Here is a 26,568-nt window from a genome sequence, read left to right on the forward strand (position 1 = left end):
GCGGACGGCGAGCGGGTAGCCGTGGGAGTAATCCCCGCGAGCGCGGGGCCGACTGCGCGGGCCCGGCCTGGGCGAACGCGAGGCGGGAGTAATCCCCGCGAGCGCGGGGCCGACAGCCCGGTCTATTGTCTTGGGTATGGAGCAGAAGAGTAATCCCCGCGAGCGCGGGGCCGACACTTCCTGACCTGCGCTGATCTCTGTCAGTGGGCGCCGATTGATTCAGTTCGATTCGGTTGGCTGCGCATAGCAGAGCTCATGCGCCTGCCACAGTGTCTTCTCATATTCCGGGTGGATTGTCAGTGCCTCGACCTAGGCTTCGAAGCGTACTCGGACATGGAGGTCGAGGCGATGGTTTATGACCGCTGGCAGTGGTACCCGCCTGAGGTAGAGGGCTGGTTGGGTGCCCTGTGGGGCAAGTCTGCCGGGCGGGCCGGAGGGACGGCCAACCTGCTGTTGTCGCACATGCTGGACACCGCTGCCGTGGCGGAGATCGTCTGGGACCGATACCTGCCGCCGGTGACGCGGTGGCGTCTGGACGCCGTCGCGGGCGGGCCGGGCAAGGGGCGGCGTCTGTTCGCCTGGTTGTGCGGGATCCATGACTGCGGCAAGGCCACCCCGGTGTTCCAGTGCCTCGACCCCGCTGGCGAGGCCGCGGTCCGCCAGGCGGGCCTGAGCTGGGACAAGTACGCGGTGAAGGGGGTGTCCTGGCGGCACGACAAAGCCGGTGCCCGCGTGTTGAGGGCGCTGCTCACCGAAGCGACGTGGTCGAAGGAGCAGGTCGGTTGGGTCTGGCCGCTGGTCGCCGGCCACCACGGTCTGGTCCCGACCCTGGGGCAGCTGAGCCCGCCGAAGAGGAACGAGAGGCTGCAGGGAAACAGCCGGCCCTGGAAGCTCGCGCAGTCGGCGCTGGTGGAGGTCTTCTCCCGGGAGCTCGGCTACGAGGGCGAGGCGCCGCTTGCCGCCGTCGAACCTCTGGAGGTGCCGAGCCGAGTGGTGCAGCTCCAACTGGCCGGCTTCGTGGTGATGGCGGACTGGATCGCCAGCGACGAGCGGCACTTCACGGGCGTGTCGGATCTGGCGAGGGTGACGATGCCGCAGGCGCGGCAGCGGGCCGCGGCAGCGTGGGCGCGGCTCGGACTGCGCGGTGGGTGGGGAGCGCTGCCGGTACCTGGTCCGGAGGCGTTCCGGGACCGTTTCGGCCACGGGCCCAGGCCCTCGCAGGAGTTGGTCCTTGACGTGGTGCGCCGGATGGGCGGGCCGGGCCTGGTGATCGTCGAGGCTCCGATGGGGGAGGGGAAGACGAAGGCGGCGCTGGCGGCGGCCGAGCTGATGGCCGCCCGTCACGGTGCGGACGGAGTGTTCCTGGGCATGCCGACCCAGGCGACCTCGGACCCGATGTTCACCCAGGTCCGGTCGTGGCTGCGCGAGGTCGGCGACGGCCTGGAGGACCAGGTCGCGCTGCTGCACGGCAAGCGGATGGTCAACAAGCAGTGGCGCGCCCTCCTGGAGGGCACCGGTGAGTGGGGGCAGGACGCCGACTCCTACTACTCGTCCGTGGGGGAAGACGAGTTCGGGATGTCGACCGACTGCTTCGACGGCTGCGAGGGCGGGGAGCGCAGGGTCCCCGCCGAGTGGTTCCTGGGCCGTCGCCGAGGTCTGCTGAGCCCGTTCGCGGTCGGCACCATCGACCAGCTCCTGTACGCCGCGACCCGCACCAAGCACGTGATGCTGCGTACGGCCGGCCTGATGGGCAAGGTCGTGATCCTCGACGAGGTCCATGCCGCCGACGTCTACATGTCGCAGTTCCTGCTGGAGGGCCTGTGGTGGCTCGGACAGGCTGGCGTGCCGGTGGTGCTGCTCTCGGCGACTCTGCCGCCCGAGCAGCGGCGTGATCTGGCCGCCGCCTACCTGGCCGGCACGCAGTCCGCGGAGGCCCCGGCGGCGCCGGAGCTTCCCGAGCCGCAGGGCTATCCGAACGTGACGGCGGTCTGGCCGGGGCGGGACGGGCTGCCGGAGGTTCTCGTGGAGAGCACCGAGTCGTGGCGCCACGATCTCCAGGTACGGGTCGAAGTGCTCCACGAGCAGCCGGCGGAGACGGATGCCCGGGCCGCGGACGACGACACCGGGCCGGCGGATGCCGCCGTGACCGACTACCTGCGGGAGCGGCTGACCGACGGCGGATGCGTGCTGATCATCCGCAACACCGTGGCCCGCGCCCAGGCCACGTTCGACGCCCTCCACAAGGAGTACGGCGCCGACGTGCGGCTCCTGCACGCCCGTCTGCACGCAGGCCACCGGGCCGACCGCACCCAGGAGGTGCTGGAACTCCTCGGCCCGCCGAGAGAAGGATCCGACCGCCCCGACAGGCTGATCGTCGTCGCCACCCAACTCGCGGAGCAGTCCTTCGACGTCGACGCCGACCTGCTGATCACCGACCTCGCGCCCATGGACCTGCTCCTCCAGCGCATCGGACGCCTCCACCGCCACGACGGCGTCAAGCGCCCCCACACGCTGTCCCGGCCCACCGTCGTCGTCACCGGCATCGGCCTCGACGACGACAAGGCGCCGTACATCCTGCGGGCCTCCGAGGGGATCTACGGCCGCTACCTCCTGCTGCGCACGGCCGCCGAGGTCGAGCGGGTGGCGACGTCCGGCGGAGGCGCGTGGAGCATCCCTGGCCAGGTGCCGGACCTGGTCGCCCGGGTCTACGGTACGGACCCGGTCGTCCCGGCGGCCTGGGCCGAGGCCGAGGCGCAGGGCTGGCAGGAGTGGGAGGAACGGCAGACCGAGCGTCGAGCGAAGGCTGCCGGGTACCTGCTGACCCGTGCCGGTGAGCACGGGGCCCAGACGCTAGCGGGTCTGCACTACGGCGCCCTCGGCAAGCTGGCCGAGGGGCAGTTCGAGGCGCTCGTCCGGGACGGCGACCCGAGCGCGGAGGTCGTCCTGGTGCGCCGTCTCGGGGAGGACGACGTCCGAGCAGTGACGGGCCGAAGCCTCGGCCCGAACGGCGAGGTCGCGGCGGAGGTGGTGGACGACGTGCTCTCCGGCACGGTACGCCTTCCCGCCAGGCTGACCGAAGCGGCCGAGCAGGCGCTCGGTCCGCTGTCGGGCTGGCGGGACCATCCATGGCTGCGCCACAGCCTGGCCCTGGAGCTCGACGGACAGGGCGAAGCGGTCATTGGCGACTTCCGGCTGCGCTACGACGACCTGCTCGGCCTCGTGGTGAGCGGAGGAAGACCGTACCGATAGCGGGGTGTGTGGGCAGGAGAGACAGAGTGCCGCTCCGCCCACACGACTCCAAACCCGCGAACGCGGGGCCTACTTGCAGCCGGGACCGGCTCGCAGACAGAGCCAGGGGCCATCCCCGCGCACAAGATCCTGCGGGGCCGAGGAGCAATTCAAGCATTCGCCCTACAGCAGACCTTCACCGATGCCACGATGAATCAGCGGCGAGCTAGACAGAGCCAGTTGGGAGACCAGTGCGTGCCTGGGTACAACCTTGTCGACGAACCATGGCTGGCGGTGCGCCCCGTCGTCGGCGGGCCTCCCATGAAGCTGGGGATCGCCGAGGCCCTGGCCCGGGCCCACGAACTGGAGTGCCTCGTCGTTGAGTTCTCCACCCAGCTGCCGGCCGTCCTGCGCCAGGTTCTCTTGCCCGTCGTCGCCCACGCCACCGGAACACCCCGGGACTTCGCGGAGAAAGGCGAACGGCTCACCCGGAAGGGCGGGTTCACGAAGGCAGAGCTGGGCAGCCTCCGGATCTACCTCGACAAGCACTATGCGAAGTTCGACCTCTTCGACCCGGTCGATCCCTTCGCGCAGGTCGCCGGACTGCGGACCGCCAAGGACGAGACGAAGGGCTCCGCCGCCCTGGTGGCGACCGCGGCGAGCGGCAACAACGTCCCGCTGTTCGCCAACCGCAGCGACGCGGACCCGCTCGACCTGACGCCGGCCCAGGCCGCCCACTGGCTCCTGCACGCCCACTGCTGGGACACCGCCGCCATCAAGACCGGCGTCGTCGGTGACGACCAGGTCAAGGCGGGCAAGACCACGGGCAACCCGACCGGCCCGCTCGGCCAGCTCGGCGTCGTCGTCCCCACCGGGCGCACCCTGTACGAGACCCTCCTGCTGAACCTCCCGGTCACCCCGCCCGAGGTCCTCGGCGTCCCGCAGTGGATGCGCGGCCCGCACGAACCCGCCTGGAAGCCCCGTAAAGCCGAGGGCCTCCTCGACCTGTGGACGTGGCAGGCGCGGCGGATCCGCCTCATCCCGCACCAGGACGAGACCGGTCGGCCGAGGGTCGCGCGGGTGGTCGTCAGCGCCGGTGACCGGCTCACGCCGATGTCCGAGCAAGAGCCGCACACCGCCTGGGCGTTCACCGCGCCCGCCAAGAAGTCCGCCGCCGCCCTGCCCGAGCGCAGGCCGCGCCGCCACACCCAGGGCAAGGCCGCCTGGCGCGGCCTGGACGCCCTCCTCGCGCCCACCCGCCAGAGCTCCGACGGCGCCTTCGAGACCAGCGTCCTGCTCGACGAGGTCAGCGCCCTGCGGGAGGACGGCCGGCTCCCCGCCGACTACCCGCTGCAGGTCGAGACCTTCGGCATGGTCTACGGCACCCAGTCCGCCATCGTCGAGGACGTCATCCACGACGCCATCCCCCTGCCCCTGCTCGCCCTCCACCAGGACAGCGAGGCCCACCAGCTCCTCCTGGACGTGGCCGAGCAGGCGGAGCAGCTCGCGAAGGCCGTCAACAACCTCTCCGCCGACCTGCGCCGGGCCGCCGGCGCCGACCCCATCCCCTGGGACAAGGGCCAGCGCCCCGGCGACCTCCTCCTGCACACCCTCGACCCCCTGGTGCGCCGCCTGCTCGCCGGCGTCCGCGACGCCGGAGCCGACGACGACGTCCTGGAGCGGGGCAGGCTCGCGTGGGAGGAAGTCGCCCACCACCGCGCACGGGACGCGGCGAACGAACTCCTGCTGGCCGCCCCGGCCACCACCTTCACGGGCCGCACCGTCACCCCGGCAGGCACGTCGGGCAAGTCGGGCACGTCGGGCAAGTCGGGCAAGTCGGGCAAGTCGCAGACCTACAAGCTCGGCACCGCCGGCGCCAACTTCCGGCACCGGCTCGACGAGATCCTGCCCCGGTACGCCGACGCCGTCCGGGAAGCGGCCGCCGCCCGCGCCGCCGGGACCGGACCCGCCCTCGAACCCGATCCCGCCCCTGGAGCGGACCTTGACGACTGAGCACACCACCACCGCCAAGCAGCGCCGGTACTGGGACGAGCACACCGCCCCCGACCACACCTGGCGAATCGACCCCCGCACCAAGCAGCCGCGCCGACCCCCCGGCGAGGACCTCGCGGCCATGCGCTCCGGCCTCGGCCGCCCCGTCATGGACAGCCCCAAGATGTGGCCGCTCTACAGCTGCGAGGTCAACGACGTCCTCGCCCTGCGCGACGAGGTCTCCGACGAGCAGAAGGCCGAGCACGCCGCCCTCGCCCTCTACGGCCTGCACCAGCAGAGCCAGTCCAGGCCGATGCACCGCCGCGGCGTCAAGCTCGGCGAGGCCCTGCGGGCGCTGCGCCGCAGCGGCAAGTTCAGCGAGGAGGCGCTCGACACCCGCGTCGCCCAACTCGCCGGCGCCACCAGCGTCTCCGCGCTGCTGGTCCACCTGCGCGGCCTGGTCACCCAGCTGCGCACCGTCGGACAGCCGCTGGACTACAACCACCTGATGGCCGACATCCAGGCCTGGCACCACACCGACCGGCGCCCGCAGGTCCGCCTCAAGTGGGCCGTCGGCTACCAGGCTTGGAAGGACAAGGCACCCGCCGACTGATCGCCCGCCGCCCAATCGCCCGCCGACCTACGCCCGGACCGCCACCCTTCGAGGAGCAGCGCATGACCGACCGCCTCTACATCGACGTGCACATCCTGCAGACCGTCCCGCCGGCGAACCTCAACCGGGACGACAACGGCAACCCGAAGGAGGCCTACTTCGGCGGCAAGCGCCGCTCCCGCGTCTCCTCCCAGGCCTGGAAGCGCGCGACCCGCATCCACTTCGCCGAGAGCCGCGACCGGCAGGACCTCGCCACCCGCACCAAGCGGATCGCCGCCCAGCTCGCCAAGGGCATCGCCGAGCGCACCGGCCTCGCCGCCGAGGACGCCCAGCGGCTCGCCGACGCGCTGATCAAGTCGACCGGGATCTCCGCGGGCAAGAAGGAGGGCGACACCGCCTACCTGCTCTTCTACGGGCGCCGCCAGCTGGACGCCATCGCCGCCCTGGTCGCCGACACGGCCGCCGACCTCGCCGCCCTCGACGCCAAGGCCCTCGACGAGGCCGTCAAGGCCCTGCCGGTCAAGGAGCAGCTGCAGACGGGTCACCCGGCCGACGTCGCGCTCTTCGGCCGTATGGTCGCGGACATCCCGGGGCTGAACGTGGACGCCGCGACGCAGGTCGCGCACGCGATCTCGACCCACGCCGCCGAGCTCGAGTTCGACTACTACACGGCGGTCGACGACGAGAACGCGGCCGACGAGACCGGCGCCGGGATGATCGGCACCATCGGCTTCAACTCGGCGACGCTCTACCGCTATGCGACCGTCGGCCTGCACCAGCTGCGGGAGAACCTCGGTGACGACAAGGCCACCGTCGACGCCGTCGACCTGTTCGTCGACTCCTTCGCCCGTTCCATGCCGACCGGTTACGGCAACTCCTTCGCCCACCGCACCCGCCCGAGCCTGGTCGCCGTCGTCGTGCGCGCCGACCAGCCGGTGAACCTCGTCTCCGCGTACGAGAACCCGGTCCCGGCGAGCCGGGGCATCGTCGCGGAGTCCGCGCGCCGCCTCGCGGGGGAGTTCGCCACCGCCACCGAGCAGTGGGGCGACACCCCGCTGTACGTCGGCATCTGCCACACCCTCGGCACCGCCGATGCCGACGAGACCGGGCAGCAGCTGGCGGAGGCCTTCGGCGCGAACCGCACCTTCCCCGAGCTGCGCGAGGGCCTGCGCACCGCGCTCATCGAGCGGGTGAACGACAACTGATGCCCGCCGACCCGACCCCCACGACGGTCCCGAAGGACGAGGCGCAGGCGGTCCTCGTGCTGCGCCTCGCCGGGCCGCTCCAGTCCTGGGGCGACCGCAGCGCGTTCAACCGCCGCGACAGCCGGCCCCAGCCGACCAAGTCCGGTGTCGTCGGCCTGCTCGCGGCCGCCGCGGGCCGCCCGCGCGAAGCGGACATCACCGACCTGGTCGGCCTGCGCCTGGGCGTGCGCATCGACCAGCCCGGCACCCTGCTGCGCGACTACCACACCGTCAGCGACTACCGGGGCCGGGCGCTGCCGCAGGCCGGGGTGAACGCCAAGGGCGTGCAGAAGCCGACCTCCCCGGCCAAGGACACCCACGTCACCCACCGCTACTACCTCCAGGACGCGGTGTTCGTCGCCGCCGTCCAGGGCCCGGCCGCCCTCGTCGAGACGCTCGCCGAGGCGATCCGCCGCCCCGCCTTCCCACTCGCCCTCGGCCGGCGCTCCTGCGTGCCCACCCAGCCGATCACCCTCGGTGCCGTGCGCGACGGCACCCTGGAGGACGTCCTCGCCGACGAGCCCTGGCAGGCGGGCGACGCGGCCAAGAGCGCCTACCGGCGGCGGGCCGAGCGAGCCGCGGAGCCGTTCTCGCCGGACCGGATCGACCTGGCCGCGACCTTCGACGACCCGTCGGGCGACGACACCCTCCAGGACGTCCCGCGCTCCTTCGACCCCCGCGAACGCGGCTTCTCCACCCGACGGATCCGCCACGCCTGGCTCACCGTCCCCACCGGCCTCGCCCCGTCCTCCACGACCGCGCAACCGTCCGCCGCCTCCGCCGGCCACGACCCGTTCGCCCTGCTGGGCTGGTGACCCGATGACCTACCTCTCCCGCGTCCGCATCAACCCGCTGCGCGCCGCCAGCCGCACCCTGCTCGCCAACCCCCGCGCCCTGCACGGCGCCGTGACGGCCGGCATCCCCGACACCGAGCCCGGCGACCGGATCCTGTGGCGCCTGGACGCCGACCACCCGCGCCGCCCGATGCTGCTGGTCCTCACCCCCTCCAAGCCGGACTGGACCCACATCGTCGAACAAGCGGGATGGCCGGACGCCGACGGCGAGCACTACGCGATCCGCGACTACAGTCCGCTGCTCGGCCAACTCGCCGTCGGCCGCGAGTTCGCCTTCCGCCTCAAGGCCAGCCCCGTCCAGAACACCTCCAAGCCCGAGAAGCCCAGCGCTCACCACACCAAGAGCGCCGCCGAACTCCACCACCGCTCCTACCGCTTGGCCCACCGCACCGCCGCCCAGCAGCTCGCCTGGTTCCTGGACCGCACCGAGCGCTGGGGCTTCACCGTCCCCGAGGCCCGCACCGACCACCCGGCACCGGGCCTCGAACCGTCAGACTCCGACGCCCCCGCCGACGCGCGGCCCGCCCGTGAGGTGCGGATCACCGACCGCAGCCGCAGCAGCTTCACCAAACCCGGCACCCGCACCGCGGTCACCCTCACCACCGCCACCTTCGAAGGCCGCCTGCGCATCAGCGACCCCGGCCTCCTGCAGACGGCGCTCCTCGGCGGCATCGGCCCGTCCAAGGCCTACGGCTGCGGCCTGCTCACCCTCGCGCCGCTGCCCGCCGGAGCCCGCTGACCGATGGCCGACATCTGGTGGAAAGCCCACCCCCACGACCTGCACCGCCTCGCCGACCGGGTCTCCAGCGTCTACGTCGAGCGCAGCCACATCGACCGCGACGAGAACGCCGTCGTCGTCATCAACAAGCGCGAGACCGTCCGCGTCCCGGCGGCGATGGTCGCCGTCATGCTCCTCGGCCCGGGCACCCGCATCACCCACGGCGCCGTCAACCTCCTCGCCGACTCCGGCACCACCGTGTGCTGGGTCGGCGAGCAGGGCGTGCGCATGTACGCCGCCGGCCTCGGCCCCAGCCGCGGCGCGGCCCTCCTCAACCGGCAGGCCTGGCTGGTGAGTCGGACGAAGGAACGCCTGGCCGTCGCACGGACCATGTACCGCATGCGGTTCCCCGGCGAGGACGTCAGCACCGCCACCATGCAGCAACTGCGCGGCCGCGAGGGTGCCCGCATCCGCAAGCTCTACCAGGCCGAAGCCCGCCGAACCGGCGTGCCCTGGAACGGACGGGTCTACAAGGCCGGCGACGCGTACGCCGCGGGCGACGACCTCAACCGCCTCCTGTCGGCGGCCAACGCCGCGCTCTACGGGATCTGCCACGCGGTCATCACCGGCCTGGGCGCCAGCCCCGGACTCGGCTTCGTCCACACCGGACTGGCCACCTCGTTCGTCCTCGACATCGCCGACCTCTACAAGGCCGAGTACACGATCCCCCTCGCCTTCGACCTCGCCCAGCAGGGCCACACCGAGGAACGCGACGCCCGCCTCGGCCTGCGCGACCGCATCGCCCAGGACAAGCTGCTGGGCCGCATCGTGAACGACGTCAAGACCCTCCTCAGCCCGGAGGACACCGAGATGCCCGACGTCGAGGTCAACGAACTCTGGGACGAACGCGTCGGTACCGTCCAAGGCGGCGTCAACTGGTCCGGCACCGAAGGCCCGCCGGTCCCCGCCGCCTCCGACCCGGGCATGGGCGACGACCACCTGGCCATCATCGGCCCGGAGTTCACCCAGGACACGAGCAGCCCGTGACCGTCATCCTCCTCATCGCCGCCCCCGAAGGCCTCCGCGGCCACCTCACCCGCTGGATGGTCGAAGTCAGCGCCGGCGTCTTCGTCGGCACCCCCAGCCGCCGCATCCGCGACCGCCTCTGGGACCTCCTCGCCACCCGCATCGGCGACGGCCAAGCCGTCCTCGTAGAGCCCGCCACCAACGAGCAAGGCTGGACCGTCCGCACGGCGGGCAAGGACCGCTGGAAGCCCGTCGACTTCGACGGACTGATCCTCTCGGCCCGCTCCCGCAGATAAACACGCAGGTCAAGAAGTGTCGGCCCCGCACGTGCGGGGATGGCTCCGCGACGGCGGCGGCCTCGGTCATCTTCACGGTGTCGGCCCCGCACGTGCGGGGATGGCTCGTGGACGGCGGCGCCGCCGCGGCCGACGACGCGGTCGGCCCCGCACGTGCGGGGATGGCTCTCCGCCGTTGAAGCGGCCGCGAGTCTCGGCGAGGTCGGCCCCGCACGTGCGGGGATGGCTCCCTCGCCCGCTGGGCCATCGCCGTCCGCTACCTGTCGGCCCCGCACGTGCGGGGATGGCTCTGACGCCCTCGGGGCACTCCTGGACATCTGCCGGTCGGCCCCGCACGTGCGGGGATGGCTCCCCGCCCGGATTGGCGTTCCTCCTGGATCGGGCGTCGGCCCCGCACGTGCGGGGATGGCTCCCTTGGGTTTGACCTGACGATCACCCTGCCCAAGTTGGCCCCGCACGTGCGGGGATGGCTCCGCACCGCGCTTCCTCTCGGCCCTCCTTCGGGAGGGCCGAGAGGAAGCGGTTTATCATAGTTATGGGCACTATGGCCGAGCTGTCACCAGCCCTCGCCATGCACCTCGACCGCATGGCGATCGTGGCGCACGACCTGCCCGCCTCGACGCGAGTGTGGATCCCCGGCGCGATCGAGCCGCACTGCACGCCGACGGCGAGGACGGGTCGGTAGGCTGCGGATATGCGTTCCGTGGTGTTCGACATCGGCGAGACCCTGACCAGCGACACCAGGTACTGGGGTGACTGGGCCCGGTGGCTCGGCGTCCCCACTCACACGATGTCCGCGCTGGTCGGTTCCGTGCTGGCCGAGGGCCGCGATAACGCCGACGCGATCCGGATCATCAGGCCGGGCGTGGATGTGGCCGCCGAGTGGCGGGACCGGCAGACGGCCGGACAGGGGGACTATCTCGACGAGTCAGACCTGTACGCGGACGTCCGTCCGGCGCTGGCCCGACTGCGCGAGGCTGGGCTGTGGGTGGGCATCGCGGGTAACCAGAACTCGGTGGTGTCGGACCTGCTGCGCGGCCTTGACCTGCCGGCGGATGCCATCGCCACCTCAGCCGAGTGGGGCGTTTCCAAGCCCTCGCCGGAGTTCTTCGAGCGGGTGACCGAGTGGGCGCCCGGTGAGCCTGACGGGATCGTGTACGTCGGTGACCACCCGGCGAACGACATCACTCCGGCCCGGGCGGCCGGCCTTCGGACCGCGCACCTTCGCCGCGGTCCGATCGGGCTCACGACCAGTGCGCCTGCCGCGGACTGGACGGTCAACTCGCTGACCGAGCTGGCCGACGCGCTGGTCGGCCAGTAGCAGAACCGCCTCGGCGGCGTGCCCGCCGAGGCGATCCGGCCCGGCACCGGAGGGGCGCCGGTACCGTTCCGAGTGCGACCACGGAACGGAGTCACTCTGTGCCCGGAACCACCACCCTGGTCCTGCGGATCGAAACAGCGCGGCACGCAGCGAAATTGACGCGTCGTCAACTGGAAGCGCTGTCCGGCGTCTCGTACAGCACCATCCGCAAGGTCGAGCGCGCCGAACGGTGGCCAGGCGACGGCATCCTGGAGGCACTGGCCCACGTACTCGGCCGCACCCCGGAGGAGCTCCTGGACGGCCCCGGCCGTACCGACAGCAGAGTGCACGCGGCCGTCCCTGCACTGCAGCGCGCGATCGCCGCGTACGACCTGCCAGAGGACGGCCCGGTCCGCCCCCTTCCGGAGCTGGCGGCGGCCGTCGACCGAGCGGTCGAGGACCGGGTGCAGTCGCAGTACGCCCGGCTCGCTGAGGACGTGCCGGGCCTGCTGGCGGAGCTGTTCCGTGCGGCCGATCAGGCACCCGCTGCCGACCGCGTCCAGGCCGCCCGTTGCCTCGCGCTGGCCATTCGGTCAGCGGACGCGGTGGCCTACAAGTACGGGTACCGTGATCTGTCGGCCAGGCTGGTCGAACTGATGCGGTGGGCTGCCGCGCTGGCCGCTGATCCCGCCCTTGAAGCCGCAGCTGCCTACGTTCGCATGGAAACCTTCTTTTCTGCCAACCAGCTCGACCCCGGCCTGCGGTCGCTCAGGGCCGCTATCGATCGGGTGCCACCGCTCAGTACGGAGCCGCTCATGGCTGCCGCAGCGGCCCTGCACATGCGGGCCGCGGTGGTGGCCGGCCGCATGCGGCGGCCCGACGATGCCCGGGAGCACCTGAGGGATGCCGAGGCGCTGGCCTCCCGGGTGAGGGAGCAGCTGTACGACGGCACCGCCGTGGGCCCGGACAGCCTGGAGATCCACCGCCTGGCGGTGACGGTGGAGTTGGGTGAGCCGGGTGATCTGCGGGAGGCAGTGGATGCCGCGACACGGTGGGCGCCGCCGTGGGACCTGCCTGCCGAGCGCCGCTCTCACTACTACATCGACCTCGGAAGGGCCCAGGTACAGCTGGGCCGACCGCAGCACGCTGCCGACAGCCTCCTGGTGGCCCGGCAGATTGCGCCGCAGCACGTCCGAGAGCACGGGCAGGTACGGACCGAGCTGGCGACGATGGTCCGGCTGACTCGCGGACGCGATGCCCGGGTGATGGCGCTGGCCCGGTGGGCGCGGGCCGTGTAGAGAGCCGGGGTGCCACAGGTTGTGGCACTTCTGGGGGCAGTGGCCGGGGATCGTGGTCCGTGTGACAGGGACACCGAACGAGATCGCTGTGGACCCGGCCACGATCAGCCCTGCACGTCTCCATGGCGAGGCGTGCGTACGGTGCGGCTCCCCTGAGCCGCCGCTGATCGCGGCCGGTCACGTCTACACCCCGACCAGTGCTACCTCGGCTCCGCTCGGCTGGGCCGTAGTTGCGCACCTGAGCTGCATGGAGGAGCAGTGACCTTCCACCTGCCCACCGTTCAGCCCGCAGCCGCTCGTCGTCCGCCCCGCGCGGCGCCCCCGAGCGACGCGGACGCGACCTGGGCCCGGATGCGGCGAGACGAGCACCGGTCCGTCGCCGGCGGCTGCCCCCGCTGCGACGTGCCGTGGCCGTGCCCCGCCGCCGCGGACGCGCGGGAGCGCATGATGGAGGACCAGTGACGGAGCAGACACAGAGCCAGGTCGACACCCAAGCCCCGGCCGACCCTGGCGAACGGGTGTGCGGTCACTGCCGCACCTGCGGCCGGTACGGCCTCGGTACCTACGACGGGCAACTCGGCGCGAGCCTCTACGACTGGATCGCCGACCACGTCGGGTGCCTGAAGCGAGACACGGAGGCGAAGTGGTGACCGGCGACGCGGATGCGTCCTCTGCCTGGATCACCGCGGAACTCGACCAGGCCCGGGCCGTACGGAGGGACGGGCGGCGGACCCTGGACTTGGGGGGCAACGTTCCCGTCGACGCCGGTCAGGAGCTCTGGCTCCGAGCGGTTGCCGTAGCCATGGTGATCAGCGAGGGCAACGAGTGAGCGCCGTCGGTGGGATGCCTGGCGGGGCACAGGATGAGTGGGGGTTGTGCACTGGCTGCTGGACATGGGTCAGGGGCCCGGTCCTGAGGGATATCACGGCGTACACCTCCGAGGTGGCCCACTGCTAGCCGGACGCCTCCCCTGATCCGAGTACAGGAGGTCTGCCGTCACTGCCCGCAGGGCTGGCCGGCGGACCTCCTCCGGGGCGACCTGCTCGGTGAACGTCAAGGCTGCGACCGTGTGGCGATGCTCGCCGAGGTGGTGTCACATGCGCGTGCAGTCCGTGCCGTACCGGGCCCGGCGCTCTGGTGTCGGCAGCCGCTCCGGGGCGATCCGTGCCGCGTGCGGGACGCCTTCATCAGGGCCCACAGAGTCCGTCACGAGTGAAGCTCTGCCCGACCACCCCGAGGTGCAGAACCCGGCCCACCACACCTCGCAGCCCGGTAGCCTGCCGCACAGCGACCAGCCCGCGGCCGCCATGGCCTGCCCGATGTGCGGGTCGGGCGCCACCTACCAGACCATGGACGGCCGGTGGGGCTGCACCCAGTGCGGCTCGACCTGGGCCTGAGCAAGCAGGAGGACGGCAGCATGCCGATCTGCGCCGAGTGCTGCACAGCGGATGCAGTCATCGAGGACCTGGACGTGGACCCCCCTCGGCCGTGGTGCCTGGGGTGCGCCACCGCCCTGGTCGCCGCAGGTGACCCGGTGATCAACTACCGGTCCCTGACAGCCTCGGCAGCCGAGTACTCGCGTACTCTGACGGCCCGCAGCACCGCGACGTTGCCGTTCGGGTAGTTGCCGACCGACCACACGACGAACGCGCCCCCGCCCGGCCGAAGCCGAGCGGGGGCGCGGTAGTTCAGAGGCAGAGCCCAGCGAGGACAGCCACCAGCGCGGCCAGCAGCCCCGAGACGATCCCGACGACCGAGGACACCGGGCTGCGCACCTGTCACCGGTCCGCTTACGGCACTTCCTCGGCCGCAGTACGGGCGCGCTCACCTTCGACCGGGCGCCGCTCGTGGTCGGCGAGCGTGGGTGCTGTGGAGCCACCCCGCGAGCGCGGGGCCGACGGCGGGTCGCACTTCGTGCTGGGTGAGCCAGCCGAGTAACCCCCGCGAGCGCGGGGCCGACCGGCCCAGATGGCCCACATGACCGGCCAGCCGGGAGCAACCCCCGCGAGCGCGGGGCCGACGCTTGCTGACCTGCGGTGATTCGCTTCAGCGAGCGCTATTTGATTCAGTTCGATTCGGTTGGCTATCCATAGTAGAGCTCATGGGTTGTTGGTGGTGGAGTTGGCTGGCCTTGTGGTGATGGTGGGCTGGATGGCAAGTGGCGAGCGGGACTTCGCAGGCGGGCTGACGCTGACCAGGGGCACGGTGGAGGTTCCCGGGTCGAAGACGCTTGGGGACGGCGGGGTGAGGAGGTGCCCCGGTGTGCGGTACAACCGCGCACCGGGGCGCCTCCAGTTTGCCCAAGTAGTGCTATGCGTCGGTCAGTTGTCCACGTCGTAGGCCACGGTGACCGGGGCGTGGTCGGACCACCGCTCGGCGTGGGTGTCGGCGCGTTCGACGCGGGCGTCGGTGGCCTTGGTGGCGAGGGTGGGGGTGGCGACCTGGAGGTCGATGCGCCAGCCGGAGTCGTTGTCGAAGGCGCGGCCGCGGTAGGACCACCAGGAGTAGGGGCCGGTGCGGTCGGGGTGGAGGGCGCGGACGACGTCGACGTAGCCGGCCTCGTCGTAGACGCGGGAGAGCCAGGCGCGTTCTTCGGGGAGGAAGCCGGCGGACTTCTGGTTGGCCTTCCAGTTCTTGAGGTCCTCGGGGCGGTGGGCGATGTTCCAGTCGCCGCAGACGACGACCTCGCGGCCGTCGGCGGCGGCGCGGGCGCGCAGGGCGGTGAGGTGGACGAGGAATTCCGCCATGAAGCGTTCCTTCTCCTCCTGGCGCTCGGTGCCGACTTCGCCGGAGGGGAGGTAGAGGCTGGCGATGGTCAGGCCGGGCAGGTCGATTTCGACATACCTGCCCGAATTGTCGAATTCGTCCGAGCCGAATCCGATCGCCGTGCGCTGCGGTTCCGCGCGGGAGAGGATGGCGACGCCGGCCCGGCCCTTGGTGGCGGCGGGGGCCCAGACGGCGTGCCAGCCGTCCAGGTCGCGCAGTTCGACGGGTAGCTGCTCGGGTTCGGAGCGCACCTCCTGGAGGCAGACCACGTCCGCCTCGGTGCCGGCCAGCCATTCGACGAAGCCCTTCCTGGCCGCCGCCCGGATTCCGTTCACGTTCACACTCGTCACCACGATCACCCGAGCAGCCTACCGACTGGGCGTTCCCGGCCCGAACCGTGACGCGCGGGGTCGGGCGGGTCCCGTCGGAGGGTGTCGATGGTGGTGGCAGCGGCTGACAGGAGCTGTCGTGAACGCGGCATGAAGATGTGCGGCAGTCCCATCGAGCCCCGCCATTGGTCTTGACCATCTCCGGACGGAGCACCTAGGGTCACTTACTGCAAGGACCTTTAATAAAGAAGGACGGATAAAGGCCCGCTCTCCCACCTGCCGCGACTGCGGACAGTGGGCTCGGGATCCGCCCTCCTTGTCGCAGGGCGGACAAACTCACGGGTGGAGGACGCGGTGGGGACGACAGGACAGCTTTCGGCGGTGCCGGAGCCGAAGTACTGGCACCTGCGCACGGTGCTGCTGCGGGCCATCGACTCGGAGTTCTCCACCGGTCAGGTGCTGCCCAACGAGCGCGAGCTCTCGGCCCGCTTCGGCGTCGCCCGGGCCACGCTGCGTCAGGCGCTCGACCAGCTGGAGCTGGAGGGCCGCCTGGTGCGCCGCCGGGGGATCGGCACCCTGATCGCCGCCCCGCGGGTCGGCGTCCCGGTCAACCGGCAGGAGGAGGGCTGGCCCGGCACCGCGCGCAACCAGTCCTGGCGGACGGTCGACTGCACCACCGCCCCCGCCTCCGCGCAGCTGGCGAAGGGCCTCGGCATCGCCGAGGGCGCCACCGTGCACACCGTGCGCCGGGTCCGCCTGGTGGAGGGCCGCGCGGTGGCCAGCGAGTCGCTGCACGTCCCGGCCGCCGCGCTGCCGCACCTGCCGGGCTTCCGCGCCGAGAGCGACCGTGCCCGTTCGGTGCTGCGCCAGCTGGAGCGCCTGGACGTGGACGGCGAGTCCCGCTCGGTCGAGCTGGGTGTCGCCGAGGCCGAGCAGGCCGCCCTGCTGGAGCGCCCGCCGGGCGCGCCCGTCCTGGTCATGACCACCCAGTACGCCTCGGCCGGCCGGCTGGTGGCCCTGGCGGTGGCCACCTATCGGGCGGACACCTGCAAGCTGACCTTCGGCGAGGCCGGACTCGTCGAGGTCACCCCGGTCGGTGCGACGGCCGAGGTCCGTACCGCCTCCTGACGCACCACCCGTAAATCCCTGAACCCCTGAACCATTTTCCGGAAACCCTCAGGTCGAGGCCCGGGCGCCAACTGGCGTCCGGGCCTTTGCCGTTGGGGCGCTGCCGTAAACCGGGCCGGGTCGCCTGGTAGCGTCCGCGTGGCAGTGGCACAGCCACGCAACGGGTGAGAACGGGGGTCGACCGGTGAACGCGGTCCTCGCATCGTGGGCGAAGTCGGAGGTGCTGGCCTTCGACTGCCTGTTCCGGGCGGACGGCACGGCCCGGGAGGCGGACATCGACGGGCCGGAGCACCTCCGGCTGGAGCTGGGCGGGCCGGTGGACGTGGCAGCTCTGGTGGCCGATCCTCCGTGGGACGCGGGCAGCGTCGAGGTCATCGACGAGGTCGAACTGCCGGACGGGCTGGGCTACGTGGTCCACGGTGACAGCGGCCTCAGGCACCTTGGCTTCATCGGTCGGCTCGGACCGGACCGCGGACTGCGGTGGCTCCTGACCACGTCGACCGGCAACCCGTTCGTCGGGGCGTCCGTCGACTGGCCGTTGGCGCACTTCGTCAACGACTGGGGCAGCACGCTCACCCTCGACCTGACCGACCCGGACTTCGCGCCCTGAGGTGACCCCCGCTCCTTGAGCGCGGCGTCAGGCCCGGGGCGGGTCGACGGCGAAGAGCTGCTCCTCGACGTGGTCGAGGGCGACGCGCAGGGCGCCCATCGCCACGACCTCCGAGCCGAGGGCCGCCAGGGCGACCTCGGGAGCGCGCAGGGTGAACTGGGCCAGGCGTTCGCGCAGCGGGTCGAGGACGCCGTCGAGGCCGGCCGCCCAGCCGCCGATGACCACCAGCTGGGGGTCGATGGCCAGGACGAGTGCGGCGACGCCCTGGACGAGGCGGGTGAGGAAGCGGTCCATGGCGACCTTGGCGACCTCGTCGCCCTCCCGGGCCAGCCGCAGTACGCGGGCCACGGCGGCCTCGTCCAGCGGGTTGAGGGGCTTTCCGGTGGTGGACAGCAGGCGCTCGGGGGTGACCTCCTGGCCGAGCAGGTGCAGGGCGCCGATCTCACCGGCCGCGCCGCCGAAGCCGCGGTGCAGCCTGCCGCCGATGAGGGAGCCGGCGCCCGGGCTGAGGCCGGCCATCACGAAGACGACGTCGTCGGCGCCGACCGCCGATCCCTGCCAGTGCTCGGCGATGGCGGCCAGGTTGGCGTCGTTCTCGATCAGGACCGGGCAGCGGAACGAGCGCCGCAGCTTGGCGCCGAGGTCGAGGCCGGTCCAGCCGGGCATCGCGGTGCCCAGTTGGACGGTGCCCTCGCGGTCGACGATGCCGGGGGTGCCGATGCCGACCGCCCACAGGTTGTCGCGGGAGATGCCGGCCTTGCGCAGCACCTCGGCGACGGCGGTGCGGACGGCGGCGAGCCGGTCCTCGGCGTCGAGGGTCTCGTCCACCGGCTTGAAGTGACTGCCCACCACCTCGCCGGTGAGGTCGGCGAGGATGACCCGGATGTCGTGCACGCCGATCTCGATGCCGAGGATGTGCCCGGCCTCGGCGCGGAAGCGGAACCAGCGGGCGGGGCGGCCGCGGCGGCCGGTGCCCGGCTGGCCGTCCTCCCTCGGCTGCTCGACCTCGGCGACCAGTCCGGTCTCGACCAGGCCCTCGATCACGCCCTCGACCGTCGGGCGGGAGAGCCCGGTCTCGCCGACGAGCTGAGTGAGGGTCACGGAGTGGCCGTTCCGCAGCGCCCGAAGCGTGACCGCCGCGTTGATCCGCCGCAGCAGCGAGGAGTCTCCTCCGGTGAGCCGATCCGCCAATGCGATGCCCTTCGCCGTTCGCGCGACTGCCCTGGCGCGCGGTGTCGAGTGCGCGGTGCCCACCGAATGGCCCGCGGGGGTGCGCCCCCGGAGAACGCGGCAGGGCGGCAGGGGGCCGCCTGCGCGAGGGCCGGAGGACAAGCGGAGCCTACCCGGGGACGGGCCCGGGCGGCGAGGATCTCCGCAGCTCATCCAGGCTTCGGTATCGAAATGGTACGGATCGGGTGGCGGTGCGTGATCCGGACTTCACCGCCCGGCCACGGCGGGCCGGTAGGGGAGCCGCCGGGACAGCACCGACCGGAGGGAACGTTCCGACAGCAGCGGGCCGAGGCCGCGCCGGGAGCCGGCCGACAGGACGCCGAGGGTCGAGCAGGCCGAGCCGATCGAGCCGAGGGAGAGGACGGAGCCGATCGAACCGATGGACAGCACCGACCCGATCGAGCCGATGGACAACACCGAGCCGATCGAGCCGAGGGAGAGGGCGGATCCGATCGAGCCGGTCGACAGCACCGACCCGATCGAGTCGATCGACCGGACGGACATGATCGAGCGGATCGAGCGGAGGGACCGGAGGGAGCCGACGGACCCGCGGGCGGGCCGGGCCGGACGCGCGGAAGTGGTCATGACTTTTGAGCGTAGCCAGCCACACCCCCGCCCGCCCGTCAGTCCACCCGGGCCGCGAACAGCCGCTGCCCCAGCAGCCCCATCGGGTGTCCGTCCTCCGGCAGGGTCAGCACCGTCGGGCAGCCCGCGGTGGTGAGCGCCGCCCGCCACTGCTCGGCCGGGCGGGCGGTGAGGCCGTGGGCGTCGCCGGTGATCAGCAGGTCGAGCTGTTCGGTGGTGGGGGCGAACAGCAGGAGCCGGCCGCCGGGGGCGAGCAGCCGGACCAGCGCCGGGACGTCCTGCACCGGTTCCACCGCCAGCCCGCCCGCGCCCGCCACCGCGCCCCCGCCCGCGCTCGCGATGACGACGTCGTAGCGCCCGCCGTCGGGGGCCGAGTGGTGCTCGATGTGCGGCCGGGGCCGGGTGGTGAGGGCGCGGGCGACGGCGGGCTCGCCGCCCTCCGCGTCCAGTTCGAGGACGCGCAGCGGCCCGGGCCCCTGGTGGGCCTCGGCGGTGCCGCGCACCAGCGCGCCGAGGGCGGCGCCGAGGAAGCCGCGGGAGGCGGCCCAGCGGACGGGGGAGGCGTCCGGCCGGGGGGCCTCCTGGCCGGTGATCAGCCGGGGCAGCCGCAGGGCGCCGCGTCGGACCCGGTCCAGGGCGGCGGCCGGGCCGAGCCCGTCGGCCCAGGTCTCGGCGGCGGGGCGCCAGGCCTCCCGGACCTCGGCGGCGTCCGGCCCGGGCCCGCCGCGGAAGACCGGGCCCTGGGCTCCGCCGTCCTGCCGGGTGAGCAGGCCGTGCCGGGCGAGTGCGTCCAGCCAGCGGACGACCCGGGGGCGCTGGGCGGGGGTGACCATGGCCGCGGCGAGGACCTCGGCCTCGGGGTAGCCGCGGGCGGGGTCGGTGAGCACGCCGTTCTGCTGGAGGGTGTGCAGGAGGGCGGCGAGTACGGCCCGGTCGAGCTGGGCGCCGAAGTCGTGGACCTGCTCGGCGGTGACGCCGATGCCGTACTTCCAGGCGGCGGCCGCGGCGTTGGCGGCGTCGGCGCGCAGTCGGCGGTCGGCGGCCTCGGCGTTGCTGTCCGGGGCGCGGACGTGGGCGAGGACGGCGCCGAGCGCGTCGACGGCGGCGTACACGTCCTCCTGCCGGGGTTCGGGGCCGACGTGCAGGACCAGGCGCAGCGCGGCGAGGTCGTGGGCGGCGAGGCCGGGCTGTCCGCTGAGCCGCCAGAGCAGGGCGGAGGGCAGGCTGAGGTGGGTGGCCCGGGCGGTGGCGACGGCTTCGAGCTGCTGCTCGGGCCGCTGGTCGGGGTCGCCGCAGTGGACGGTGCCGCCGGCGAGCAGGGTGGCGAGGGCGAGGTCGACGGCGAGGTCGGTGACGGGGTGCAGCACGGTGTGCCGGATCGGGGGCGCGCCGAGGACGCCGGCCCAGTAGCGCAGCCGCTGTTCGGCGGCCCGGGCGGCGGAGGGCGGCAGGGCGGCGTGCTCGGCTATGCGGCGGGCGAGGGCCTGGGGGAGTCCGCCCGGCGGGGAGACGCCGAGCAGCAGGCCGATGCCGCTGATCGCGCGCCCGTCGGCGACGACGGCGGGTCGGTCGCCGAGTTCGCGCAGCGCGCTGACCAGGGCGGGAGTCGTGGGCACGGTGATCACTCCGGGGTGCGGGACAGAAACCGCACTACTGAACCATGGGGGCGGGGCGGTGAAGGGCGGAAGCAAGTCAAACTTCTGTAATGATTTTCATATCGGCTAGCCAAGCTCCCGACACGAAGTTGCCGCGAAGCGGTCGGAACTTCACATTCCGGAAGGTCCGCGCGATCCCTTGACAGGTGGTTCGGGTACTGGATCAATGGAGCGCAGGGGGCTGACCGAACGATCGGTCGGTGATCTCGGCCTGGGCGTCCTCGATGCGGACGAACCTCGGCAGAGCAGCGAAATCGGCAAAGCAGCGAAATCGGCAGAGCAGCGAAGGAGCGACGATGACCGGCACCGCACCCGTCCCGCGCCGACACCTCGGGGAGCCGCTACCGCCCGAGCTCCTGGACGCCGGCGAGCGGATGGGTCCGGACGAGCTGCGCGCCCACCAGCTCACCCGGCTGCGGGCCACCCTGCGGCACGCGTACGACAACGTCGAGTTCTACCGTCGCAAGTTCGACGCGGCCGGCGTCCGCCCCGAGGACTGCCGCACCCTGGACGACCTCGCCCGTTTCCCCTTCACCACCAAGGCCGACCTGCGCGAGGGCTACCCCTTCGGCATGTTCGCCGTCCCGATGGAGCGGGTCCGCCGGATCCACGCCTCCAGCGGCACCACCGGACTGCCGACCGTGGTCGGCTACACCGACAACGACCTCTCCATGTGGGCCGACGTGGTCGCCCGCTCGATCCGCGCGGCCGGCGGCCGGCCCGGCCACAAGGCGCACATCGCGTACGGCTACGGCCTGTTCACCGGCGGCCTGGGCGCGCACTACGGCGCCGAGCGGGCCGGCTGCACCGTCATCCCGGCCTCCGGCGGCATGACGGCCCGCCAGGTGCGGCTGATCCTCGACTTCGAGCCCGAGATCATCATGATCACCCCGTCCTACCTGCTGACCCTGCTCGACGAGTTCGAGCGGCAGGGCGTCGACCCGCGGAGCACCTCGCTGCGGATCGGCATCTTCGGGGCCGAGCCGTGGACGGAGGAGATGCGGCGCGAGATCGAGGAGCGGCTCGACCTGCACGCCGTCGACATCTACGGCCTCTCCGAGGTGGTCGGCCCGGGCATCGCCCAGGAGTGCGTGGAGACCAAGGACGGGCTGCACATCTGGGAGGACCACTTCTACCCGGAGGTCGTCGACCCGTTCACCGACGAGGTGCTGCCCGAGGGGGAGGGCGGCGAACTGGTCTTCACCTCGCTCACCAAGGAGGCGCTGCCGATCATCCGCTACCGCACCCGCGACCTCAGCCGGCTGCTGCCCGGCACCGCGCGGCCGGCGTTCCGGCGGATGGAGAAGGTCACCGGGCGCAGCGACGACATGATCATCCTGCGCGGGGTGAACGTCTTCCCGACCCAGATCGAGGAGATCCTGCTGCGCACCCCGGGCGTCGCGCCGCACTTCCAGCTGCGGCTCGGCCGGCAGGGGCGGCTGGACACCATGACCGTCCGGGTGGAGGCCCGGCCGGAGGCCCCCGCGGAGCTGCGGGAGGCGGCGCGGGCGGAGATCGTCCGGGCGGTGAAGGACGGGGTCGGGATCACCGTCGCGGCCGAGGTGGTGGACCCGTACACGCTGGAGCGCTCGGTCGGGAAGATCAAGCGGGTGGTGGACGAGCGGGGTTGAGCGAGAGGTGGTGAATCCGGCCGTCGGGCACACGGGCGGGGGCGTCCCGCCGGGCGGGTGGCGGGGAGCACCCCCGCGCGGGCCCTATGCTGCGGACATGCCGAGTGAGCTGCGCACTCTCCGATCCGCTCTCCCGCCCGCCCTTCAGTCCGATCCCCAGTCCGATCCTCGGACCGCCGAGGACCTCGCCTTCATCCGGCGGGAGACCGAGCTGAAGCCCGTCCCCTTCGTGCCCGAGATCAGCCTCCACATGGCCGAGGACGCCATCGCCCTGTGGGAGACCACCGAACGGGCGCGCGGGCGGGCCGGGCTGCCGCCGCCGTTCTGGGCCTTCGCCTGGGCGGGCGGGGTGGCGGTCGCCCGCTACGTGCTGGACCACCCCGAACTGGTCGACGGCCGTACGGTGTTGGACGTCGCGGCCGGCTCCGGGCTGGTCGGGGTGGCCGCCGCGCTGCGCGGGGCGACGGAGGTGCGCGCCGCCGAGATCGACGCCTACGCGGTGGCCGCGATCGGGCTGAACGCCGAGGCCAACGGGGTCCGGGTGGACGGCGCCCTGGTGGACCTGGTGGACGGCGACGGCGGGCCCGCCGAGGTGGTGCTCGCGGGCGACGTCTTCTACGAACGGGCCATGGCCGCCCGCTTCCTGCCCTTCCTGGAGCGGGCCGTGGCGCGCGGCGCGACCGTCGTCGTCGGCGACCCGGGCCGGGCCTACCTGCCCCGGGACCGGTTCACCGCGGTGGCGGCGTACCAGGTGCCGGTGGTCGCGGACCTGGAGGACACCGCGGTCAAGACCACGACGGTGTGGCGACTGGGCTGACCGGCCAAGGGCACCGGCATCACGGGCGACGGGCTGAAGCGGGTTCCCGGTCCGGACGGCGGGCCGGGGCGCGCCCGCCGTCCGGACGGCCGCCGAGCGCTGGCGGCCGGGTCAGGGGCGTGGTCGGCTGGGGCCGATGCGTGTGCGAACGGCATCGTCCGGCCGTGTCCGGCGCCGTTCGGCACCCTTCCGGCACCCTTGCTGGCGCGCTGCCGGACCCGCCCACCCGACAGGGGACCCACCATGACCATCACCGAGAACGGACTCAGGATCGCCTCGCCCCAGGCGATCGCCGACCTGCACGCCGGCCTGCCCGACTTCGAGCAGGCCCTCGCCTTCTACCACCAGCACCTGGCGCCGGACACCGCCGTCGACCTGTCCGTCGCGGAGAACGTCCTGCTCTACCACGACTCGATGCAGCGGGACGTCTTCGAGAAGATCCGGCTGATCCCCGAGCTGAACATCAAGTACATGGCCCCGGTCGGCATCCCGTGGCTGCGTCAGCAGGCGGCGGACCTGCTCACCCGGGCGTTCGGCCGCACGGTCGTGATGGAGGACGTCTTCGGCTGCGCCGGGGTCTCCTCCGCGCTGGAGTGCATCGCCTACGGGCTCATGCGGCGGCAGGGGACGGGCGGTGTGCCGCTCAAGCCCGGGGACGAGGTGCTGATCCCGGCGCCGTACTGGCAGGGCTTCAACTGGTCGTTCCAGGAACGGCCCAAGCTGAAGTGCGTCCCGGTGCACCTGCCCACCCACGGGGAGGACCGCTACCGGCTCACCCTGAACCTGATCGTGAACGCCTACGAGGCGCGGAAGGAGGCCGGGCACAACCCGCGGCTGCTCGTCCTCACCAATCCGCACAACCCGCTGGGCGTCAACTACCCGAAGGAACTCCTCGACGAGATCTACGGCTGGGCGCTCGCGCACACCGACCTCCACATCATCTCCGACGAGATCTACTGCCACTCCCAACTCGACACCGGGACGACGCCGTTCACCAGTGCGGTGGCCCTGGACGCGTACCAGGAGCACGCCGACCGGGTCCACCTGGTCTGGGGCTTCGCCAAGGACTTCGGGCTGTCCGGCTTCCGCACGGGGTTCGTCATCTCCAAGAACGAGGCCGTGCACCGCGCCATGCTCGGCAGCGACGACCCGGCCGAACAGACCCGCGCGCTGCCCTGGTTCACCCCGTTCGACTCGCTGAAGACCTATGTCATCGGGGAGCTGTTCAAGGCCACCGTCGACGGGGAGCCCTACCCGGTGTACGCGATGCGCGAGTACCGCACGCTGCTGAGCGCGAGCTTCCGCAGGACCAAGGACGCCCTGGACGCCGCCGGGATCGAGTACGTCCACCAGGACGGCGACAACGCCGCGATGTTCTTCTGGCTCGACCTCACCAGGTACCTCGGCAAGCGCGCGCCCGGCGAGCACGTGAACGGGCTGCCGGCCATCGGGCCGGACGGGCTCGACCCGAACGAGGAGTGGCTGTTCCGCTACCTCGCCGCCAAGCCCACCGAGGTCTCCCTGCTGCCCGGCGGGACCATGCACAACGCGGAGCCGGGCTTCTTCCGGCTCTGTTTCACCAGCCGGATGCCCGACGACGTCGAGGCCGCCGTGCGGCGGGTGGGCGTGGCGCTGCAGCAGCTGAAGTAGCCGGAGCGGCTCAGGTAGTCGTACGGCGCGAGCGGCACCGGGTACGTCCCGGTGCCGCTCTTCCGCTGCTCAGCCGCGCAGCCGGGCCAGCCAGGCCTCGACCTCGTCGGAGCGGCGCGGGAGGTCGGCGGAGAGGTTCTCGTTGCCGTCCTCGGTGACCAGGATGTCGTCCTCGATCCGCACCCCGATGCCCCGGTACTCCTCCGGCACCGTCAGGTCGTTCTCCTGGAAGTAGATGCCCGGCTCGACGGTGAGCACCATGCCCGGCTCCAGCGGGCCGTCGACGTGCTCCTCGGTGCGGGAGTGGGCGCAGTCGTGGACGTCGATGCCCAGCATGTGGCCGGTGCCCGCCAGGGTGAAGCGGCGGTGCAGGCCCAGCTCGTACACCTTGTCGGCGCTCAGGTCGCCGAACAGGCCCCAGGCGGTGAGGTGTTCGGCGAGCTCGCGCTGGGCGGCGTGGTGGAAGTCGCGGAACCGCCCGCCCGGCCGGACGGCCGCGATGCCGGCCTCCTGGGCCGCGTACACGGCGTCGTAGACCTTGCGCTGGAGCTCGGTGAAGCGGCCGCTGACCGGGAGGGTGCGGGTGACGTCGGCGGTGTAGAGGTGGTTGGTCTCCACGCCGGCGTCGAGCAGCAGGAGGTCGCCGGGGCGGGCGTGGCCGTTGTTGCGCACCCAGTGCAGGGTGGTGGCGTGCGGGCCGGCCGCGGCGATGGTGCTGTAGCCCACGCTGTTGCCCTCGACCCGGGCTCGGACGAAGAAGGTGCCCTCGATCAGCCGCTCGGCGGTCTCGGAGTCGGTGCCGAGGACGCGGACCACGTCCTCGAAGCCGCGGGCGGTGGCGGCGCAGGCGAAGCGCAGCTCCTCGATCTCGAACGCGTCCTTGACCAGGCGCAGCCCGGACAGGAAGACCTCGAACTCCTCGTCCCGCTCGGCGGTGATCCGGTCCGCGAGGGCCTCCTCGACGCCCGCGTCGTGGCGGCGCAGCACGCGCGCCGGGCCGGTGGCGGCGCGCAGGTCCGCGCGGGCGGTGCGCACGTCCCGGCAGGGCAGGCCGAACAGCCGCTCGCTCTCGGTCAGGCTGTTGCGGCGGCCGTCCCACAGCTCGCCGTGGCCGTCCAGCCAGAACTCGCCGTTGTCGGTGCGGGAGCGGTCGCGCAGGTAGAGCACGGCCTCGTGGCCGCTCTCCCCGGTCGGGGCGAGCACCAGGACGCCGTCCTCGGACTGGTCGCCGGTCAGGTAGGCGTAGTCGGAGGAGGGGCGGAACGGGTAGTCGGTGTCGTTGGCCCGCACCTTGGGGTTGCCGGCCGGGACGACCAGCAGCTCGCCGGGGAAGGCGGCGGACAGCGCGGCGCGGCGGCGGGCGGTGTGCGCGGCCTGGGGGACGGGCTCCAGGGCGGTGCGCTCGGTGTCGGCCCAGCCCTGCTTCATGCTCTCCGCGAGCTCGTCCGTGACCCCGCGGGTCAGGCCGTTCTTCCGGTACTTGATGGTCTCGGCGGGCTCGGTGGTCTCGGCGGGCTCGGTCACTGCGGTCTCCTGGTGAGGGTGAGGGCAGCGGGGTGTTTCGCTACGCTGCCCCGTCCGTCGGTGTGCGTCCCGTA

At 72.5% G+C, this 26,568-nt stretch carries 24 protein-coding genes and 2 CRISPR repeat arrays (1 of these 26 cut by a window edge); of the genes, 19 read left to right on the forward strand and 5 right to left on the reverse strand.

The annotated features are described in order from the left end of the window. Positions 1-175: direct repeats of the CRISPR family, unit length 29 nt (it extends 1,268 nt beyond the left edge of the window). Between the two features lie 173 nt (positions 176-348). The 14 genes from cas3 to ACFVXH_RS15820 all read left to right on the forward strand — a co-directional run bounded on the left by cas3 (position 349) and on the right by ACFVXH_RS15820 (position 14,193). Next, entirely contained in the window at positions 349-3,249 is a 2,901-nt protein-coding gene (cas3, locus tag ACFVXH_RS15755) for a CRISPR-associated helicase Cas3' (protein WP_387823812.1), read from the forward strand. A 234-nt stretch (positions 3,250-3,483) separates the two neighbouring features. Beyond that, the gene (gene casA / locus ACFVXH_RS15760; protein ID WP_387823815.1) at positions 3,484-5,241 is read left to right on the forward strand and encodes a type I-E CRISPR-associated protein Cse1/CasA; all 1,758 of its coding nucleotides are present in this window, start codon (positions 3,484-3,486) and stop codon (positions 5,239-5,241) included. Further along, the gene (gene casB / locus ACFVXH_RS15765) at positions 5,231-5,833 is read left to right on the forward strand and encodes a type I-E CRISPR-associated protein Cse2/CasB (RefSeq protein ID WP_387823818.1); all 603 of its coding nucleotides are present in this window, start codon (positions 5,231-5,233) and stop codon (positions 5,831-5,833) included. Before casA ends, casB begins: the two co-directional genes overlap by 11 nt. A gap of 62 nt (positions 5,834-5,895) precedes the next feature. Further along, positions 5,896-7,038, forward strand: coding sequence for a type I-E CRISPR-associated protein Cas7/Cse4/CasC (cas7e, locus tag ACFVXH_RS15770; RefSeq protein ID WP_387823821.1), 1,143 nt, complete (start codon positions 5,896-5,898; stop codon positions 7,036-7,038). Further along, positions 7,038-7,892: a type I-E CRISPR-associated protein Cas5/CasD gene (gene cas5e / locus ACFVXH_RS15775; protein WP_387823824.1), complete on the forward strand. Its 855-nt coding sequence runs from the start codon at positions 7,038-7,040 to the stop codon at positions 7,890-7,892. The genes cas7e and cas5e overlap by 1 nt, the downstream gene beginning before the upstream one ends. A gap of 4 nt (positions 7,893-7,896) precedes the next feature. Further along, on the forward strand, positions 7,897-8,670 hold the full coding sequence (cas6e, locus tag ACFVXH_RS15780; protein WP_049649350.1) for a type I-E CRISPR-associated protein Cas6/Cse3/CasE: 774 nt from the start codon (positions 7,897-7,899) through the stop codon (positions 8,668-8,670). Between the two features lie 3 nt (positions 8,671-8,673). Next, positions 8,674-9,696: a type I-E CRISPR-associated endonuclease Cas1e gene (gene cas1e / locus ACFVXH_RS15785; RefSeq protein WP_387823828.1), complete on the forward strand. Its 1,023-nt coding sequence runs from the start codon at positions 8,674-8,676 to the stop codon at positions 9,694-9,696. Then, a complete protein-coding gene (gene cas2e / locus ACFVXH_RS15790; RefSeq protein WP_117486717.1) occupies positions 9,693-9,971 on the forward strand; it encodes a type I-E CRISPR-associated endoribonuclease Cas2e in 279 nt (92 codons plus the stop codon). The genes cas1e and cas2e overlap by 4 nt, the downstream gene beginning before the upstream one ends. A gap of 18 nt (positions 9,972-9,989) precedes the next feature. Further along, positions 9,990-10,444: a CRISPR direct-repeat array (repeat unit 28 nt; unit sequence GTCGGCCCCGCACGTGCGGGGATGGCTC). Between the two features lie 62 nt (positions 10,445-10,506). Further along, positions 10,507-10,656, forward strand: a complete 150-nt coding sequence (locus ACFVXH_RS15795) for a hypothetical protein (RefSeq protein WP_387823831.1) — start codon at positions 10,507-10,509, stop codon at positions 10,654-10,656. 9 nt (positions 10,657-10,665) lie between these two features. Beyond that, positions 10,666-11,292 carry an HAD family hydrolase gene (locus ACFVXH_RS15800; RefSeq protein ID WP_387823834.1) on the forward strand — a complete coding sequence of 209 codons (627 nt, stop codon included), beginning with the start codon at positions 10,666-10,668 and terminating at the stop codon, positions 11,290-11,292. A gap of 98 nt (positions 11,293-11,390) precedes the next feature. Then, positions 11,391-12,569, forward strand: a complete 1,179-nt coding sequence (locus ACFVXH_RS15805; protein ID WP_387823837.1) for a helix-turn-helix domain-containing protein — start codon at positions 11,391-11,393, stop codon at positions 12,567-12,569. Positions 12,570-13,027: 458 nt separating this feature from the next. Further along, positions 13,028-13,219 (forward strand): hypothetical protein, encoded by a 192-nt coding sequence (locus ACFVXH_RS15810; RefSeq protein WP_387823840.1) that lies wholly within the window; start codon positions 13,028-13,030, stop codon positions 13,217-13,219. 588 nt (positions 13,220-13,807) lie between these two features. Then, positions 13,808-13,966 (forward strand): hypothetical protein, encoded by a 159-nt coding sequence (locus ACFVXH_RS15815; protein ID WP_387823843.1) that lies wholly within the window; start codon positions 13,808-13,810, stop codon positions 13,964-13,966. Next, complete coding sequence (locus tag ACFVXH_RS15820) at positions 13,930-14,193, forward strand: hypothetical protein (protein WP_387823846.1); 264 nt, start codon at positions 13,930-13,932, stop codon at positions 14,191-14,193. Before ACFVXH_RS15815 ends, ACFVXH_RS15820 begins: the two co-directional genes overlap by 37 nt. A 697-nt stretch (positions 14,194-14,890) precedes the next feature. On the opposite strand, the gene ACFVXH_RS15825 is transcribed toward ACFVXH_RS15820, so the two are convergent. Continuing rightward, complete coding sequence (locus ACFVXH_RS15825; protein ID WP_387823849.1) at positions 14,891-15,694, reverse strand: exodeoxyribonuclease III; 804 nt, start codon at positions 15,692-15,694, stop codon at positions 14,891-14,893. Between the two features lie 324 nt (positions 15,695-16,018). Between ACFVXH_RS15825 and ACFVXH_RS15830 the strand changes: the two genes are divergently transcribed. Both ACFVXH_RS15830 and ACFVXH_RS15835 read left to right on the forward strand, forming a co-directional pair. Then, complete coding sequence (locus tag ACFVXH_RS15830; protein WP_387823852.1) at positions 16,019-16,792, forward strand: GntR family transcriptional regulator; 774 nt, start codon at positions 16,019-16,021, stop codon at positions 16,790-16,792. Between the two features lie 184 nt (positions 16,793-16,976). Next, positions 16,977-17,402, forward strand: a complete 426-nt coding sequence (locus tag ACFVXH_RS15835) for a hypothetical protein (protein WP_387823855.1) — start codon at positions 16,977-16,979, stop codon at positions 17,400-17,402. Between the two features lie 27 nt (positions 17,403-17,429). Here ACFVXH_RS15835 and ACFVXH_RS15840 read toward each other — a convergent pair whose 3' ends face one another. The 3 genes from ACFVXH_RS15840 to ACFVXH_RS15850 form a co-directional block, all read right to left on the reverse strand. Then, entirely contained in the window at positions 17,430-18,593 is a 1,164-nt protein-coding gene (locus tag ACFVXH_RS15840) for an ROK family protein (RefSeq protein WP_049649337.1), read from the reverse strand. A 246-nt stretch (positions 18,594-18,839) separates the two neighbouring features. Further along, positions 18,840-19,217: a hypothetical protein gene (locus ACFVXH_RS15845; RefSeq protein ID WP_387823858.1), complete on the reverse strand. Its 378-nt coding sequence runs from the start codon at positions 19,215-19,217 to the stop codon at positions 18,840-18,842. A 38-nt stretch (positions 19,218-19,255) separates the two neighbouring features. Then, positions 19,256-20,833, reverse strand: a complete 1,578-nt coding sequence (locus tag ACFVXH_RS15850; RefSeq protein WP_387823861.1) for a hypothetical protein — start codon at positions 20,831-20,833, stop codon at positions 19,256-19,258. A gap of 335 nt (positions 20,834-21,168) precedes the next feature. Between ACFVXH_RS15850 and paaK the strand changes: the two genes are divergently transcribed. From paaK to ACFVXH_RS15865, 3 genes are all read left to right on the forward strand, one after another. Next, entirely contained in the window at positions 21,169-22,503 is a 1,335-nt protein-coding gene (gene paaK / locus ACFVXH_RS15855; RefSeq protein ID WP_387823864.1) for a phenylacetate--CoA ligase PaaK, read from the forward strand. 97 nt (positions 22,504-22,600) lie between these two features. Continuing rightward, positions 22,601-23,320 (forward strand): class I SAM-dependent methyltransferase, encoded by a 720-nt coding sequence (locus ACFVXH_RS15860; protein ID WP_387823867.1) that lies wholly within the window; start codon positions 22,601-22,603, stop codon positions 23,318-23,320. Positions 23,321-23,563: 243 nt separating this feature from the next. Beyond that, positions 23,564-24,970, forward strand: a complete 1,407-nt coding sequence (locus tag ACFVXH_RS15865; protein ID WP_380744381.1) for a pyridoxal phosphate-dependent aminotransferase — start codon at positions 23,564-23,566, stop codon at positions 24,968-24,970. A 69-nt stretch (positions 24,971-25,039) separates the two neighbouring features. On the opposite strand, the gene ACFVXH_RS15870 is transcribed toward ACFVXH_RS15865, so the two are convergent. Next, complete coding sequence (locus ACFVXH_RS15870; RefSeq protein WP_380780205.1) at positions 25,040-26,494, reverse strand: aminopeptidase P family protein; 1,455 nt, start codon at positions 26,492-26,494, stop codon at positions 25,040-25,042. Positions 26,495-26,568: the final 74 nt, after the last annotated feature.

Origin of the sequence: Kitasatospora sp. NPDC058184, assembly GCF_042883725.1 — a bacterium.
GTDB lineage: Bacteria > Actinomycetota > Actinomycetes > Streptomycetales > Streptomycetaceae > Kitasatospora.

Excerpts from the sequence above, each read along its gene's own strand:
- cas3 (WP_387823812.1), top strand. The coding sequence starts at position 349 with ATGGTTTATGACCGCTGGCAGTGGTACCCGCCTGAGGTAGAGGGCTGG.
- cas7e (WP_387823821.1), top strand. The coding sequence starts at position 5,896 with ATGACCGACCGCCTCTACATCGACGTGCACATCCTGCAGACCGTCCCG.
- cas5e (WP_387823824.1), top strand. The coding sequence starts at position 7,038 with ATGCCCGCCGACCCGACCCCCACGACGGTCCCGAAGGACGAGGCGCAG.
- cas6e (WP_049649350.1), top strand. The coding sequence starts at position 7,897 with ATGACCTACCTCTCCCGCGTCCGCATCAACCCGCTGCGCGCCGCCAGC.
- cas1e (WP_387823828.1), top strand. The coding sequence starts at position 8,674 with ATGGCCGACATCTGGTGGAAAGCCCACCCCCACGACCTGCACCGCCTC.
- ACFVXH_RS15795 (WP_387823831.1), top strand. The coding sequence starts at position 10,507 with ATGGGCACTATGGCCGAGCTGTCACCAGCCCTCGCCATGCACCTCGAC.
- ACFVXH_RS15800 (WP_387823834.1), top strand. The coding sequence starts at position 10,666 with ATGCGTTCCGTGGTGTTCGACATCGGCGAGACCCTGACCAGCGACACC.
- ACFVXH_RS15845 (WP_387823858.1), bottom strand. The coding sequence starts at position 19,217 with ATGACCACTTCCGCGCGTCCGGCCCGGCCCGCCCGCGGGTCCGTCGGC.
- paaK (WP_387823864.1), top strand. The coding sequence starts at position 21,169 with ATGACCGGCACCGCACCCGTCCCGCGCCGACACCTCGGGGAGCCGCTA.
- ACFVXH_RS15860 (WP_387823867.1), top strand. The coding sequence starts at position 22,601 with ATGCCGAGTGAGCTGCGCACTCTCCGATCCGCTCTCCCGCCCGCCCTT.
- ACFVXH_RS15865 (WP_380744381.1), top strand. The coding sequence starts at position 23,564 with ATGACCATCACCGAGAACGGACTCAGGATCGCCTCGCCCCAGGCGATC.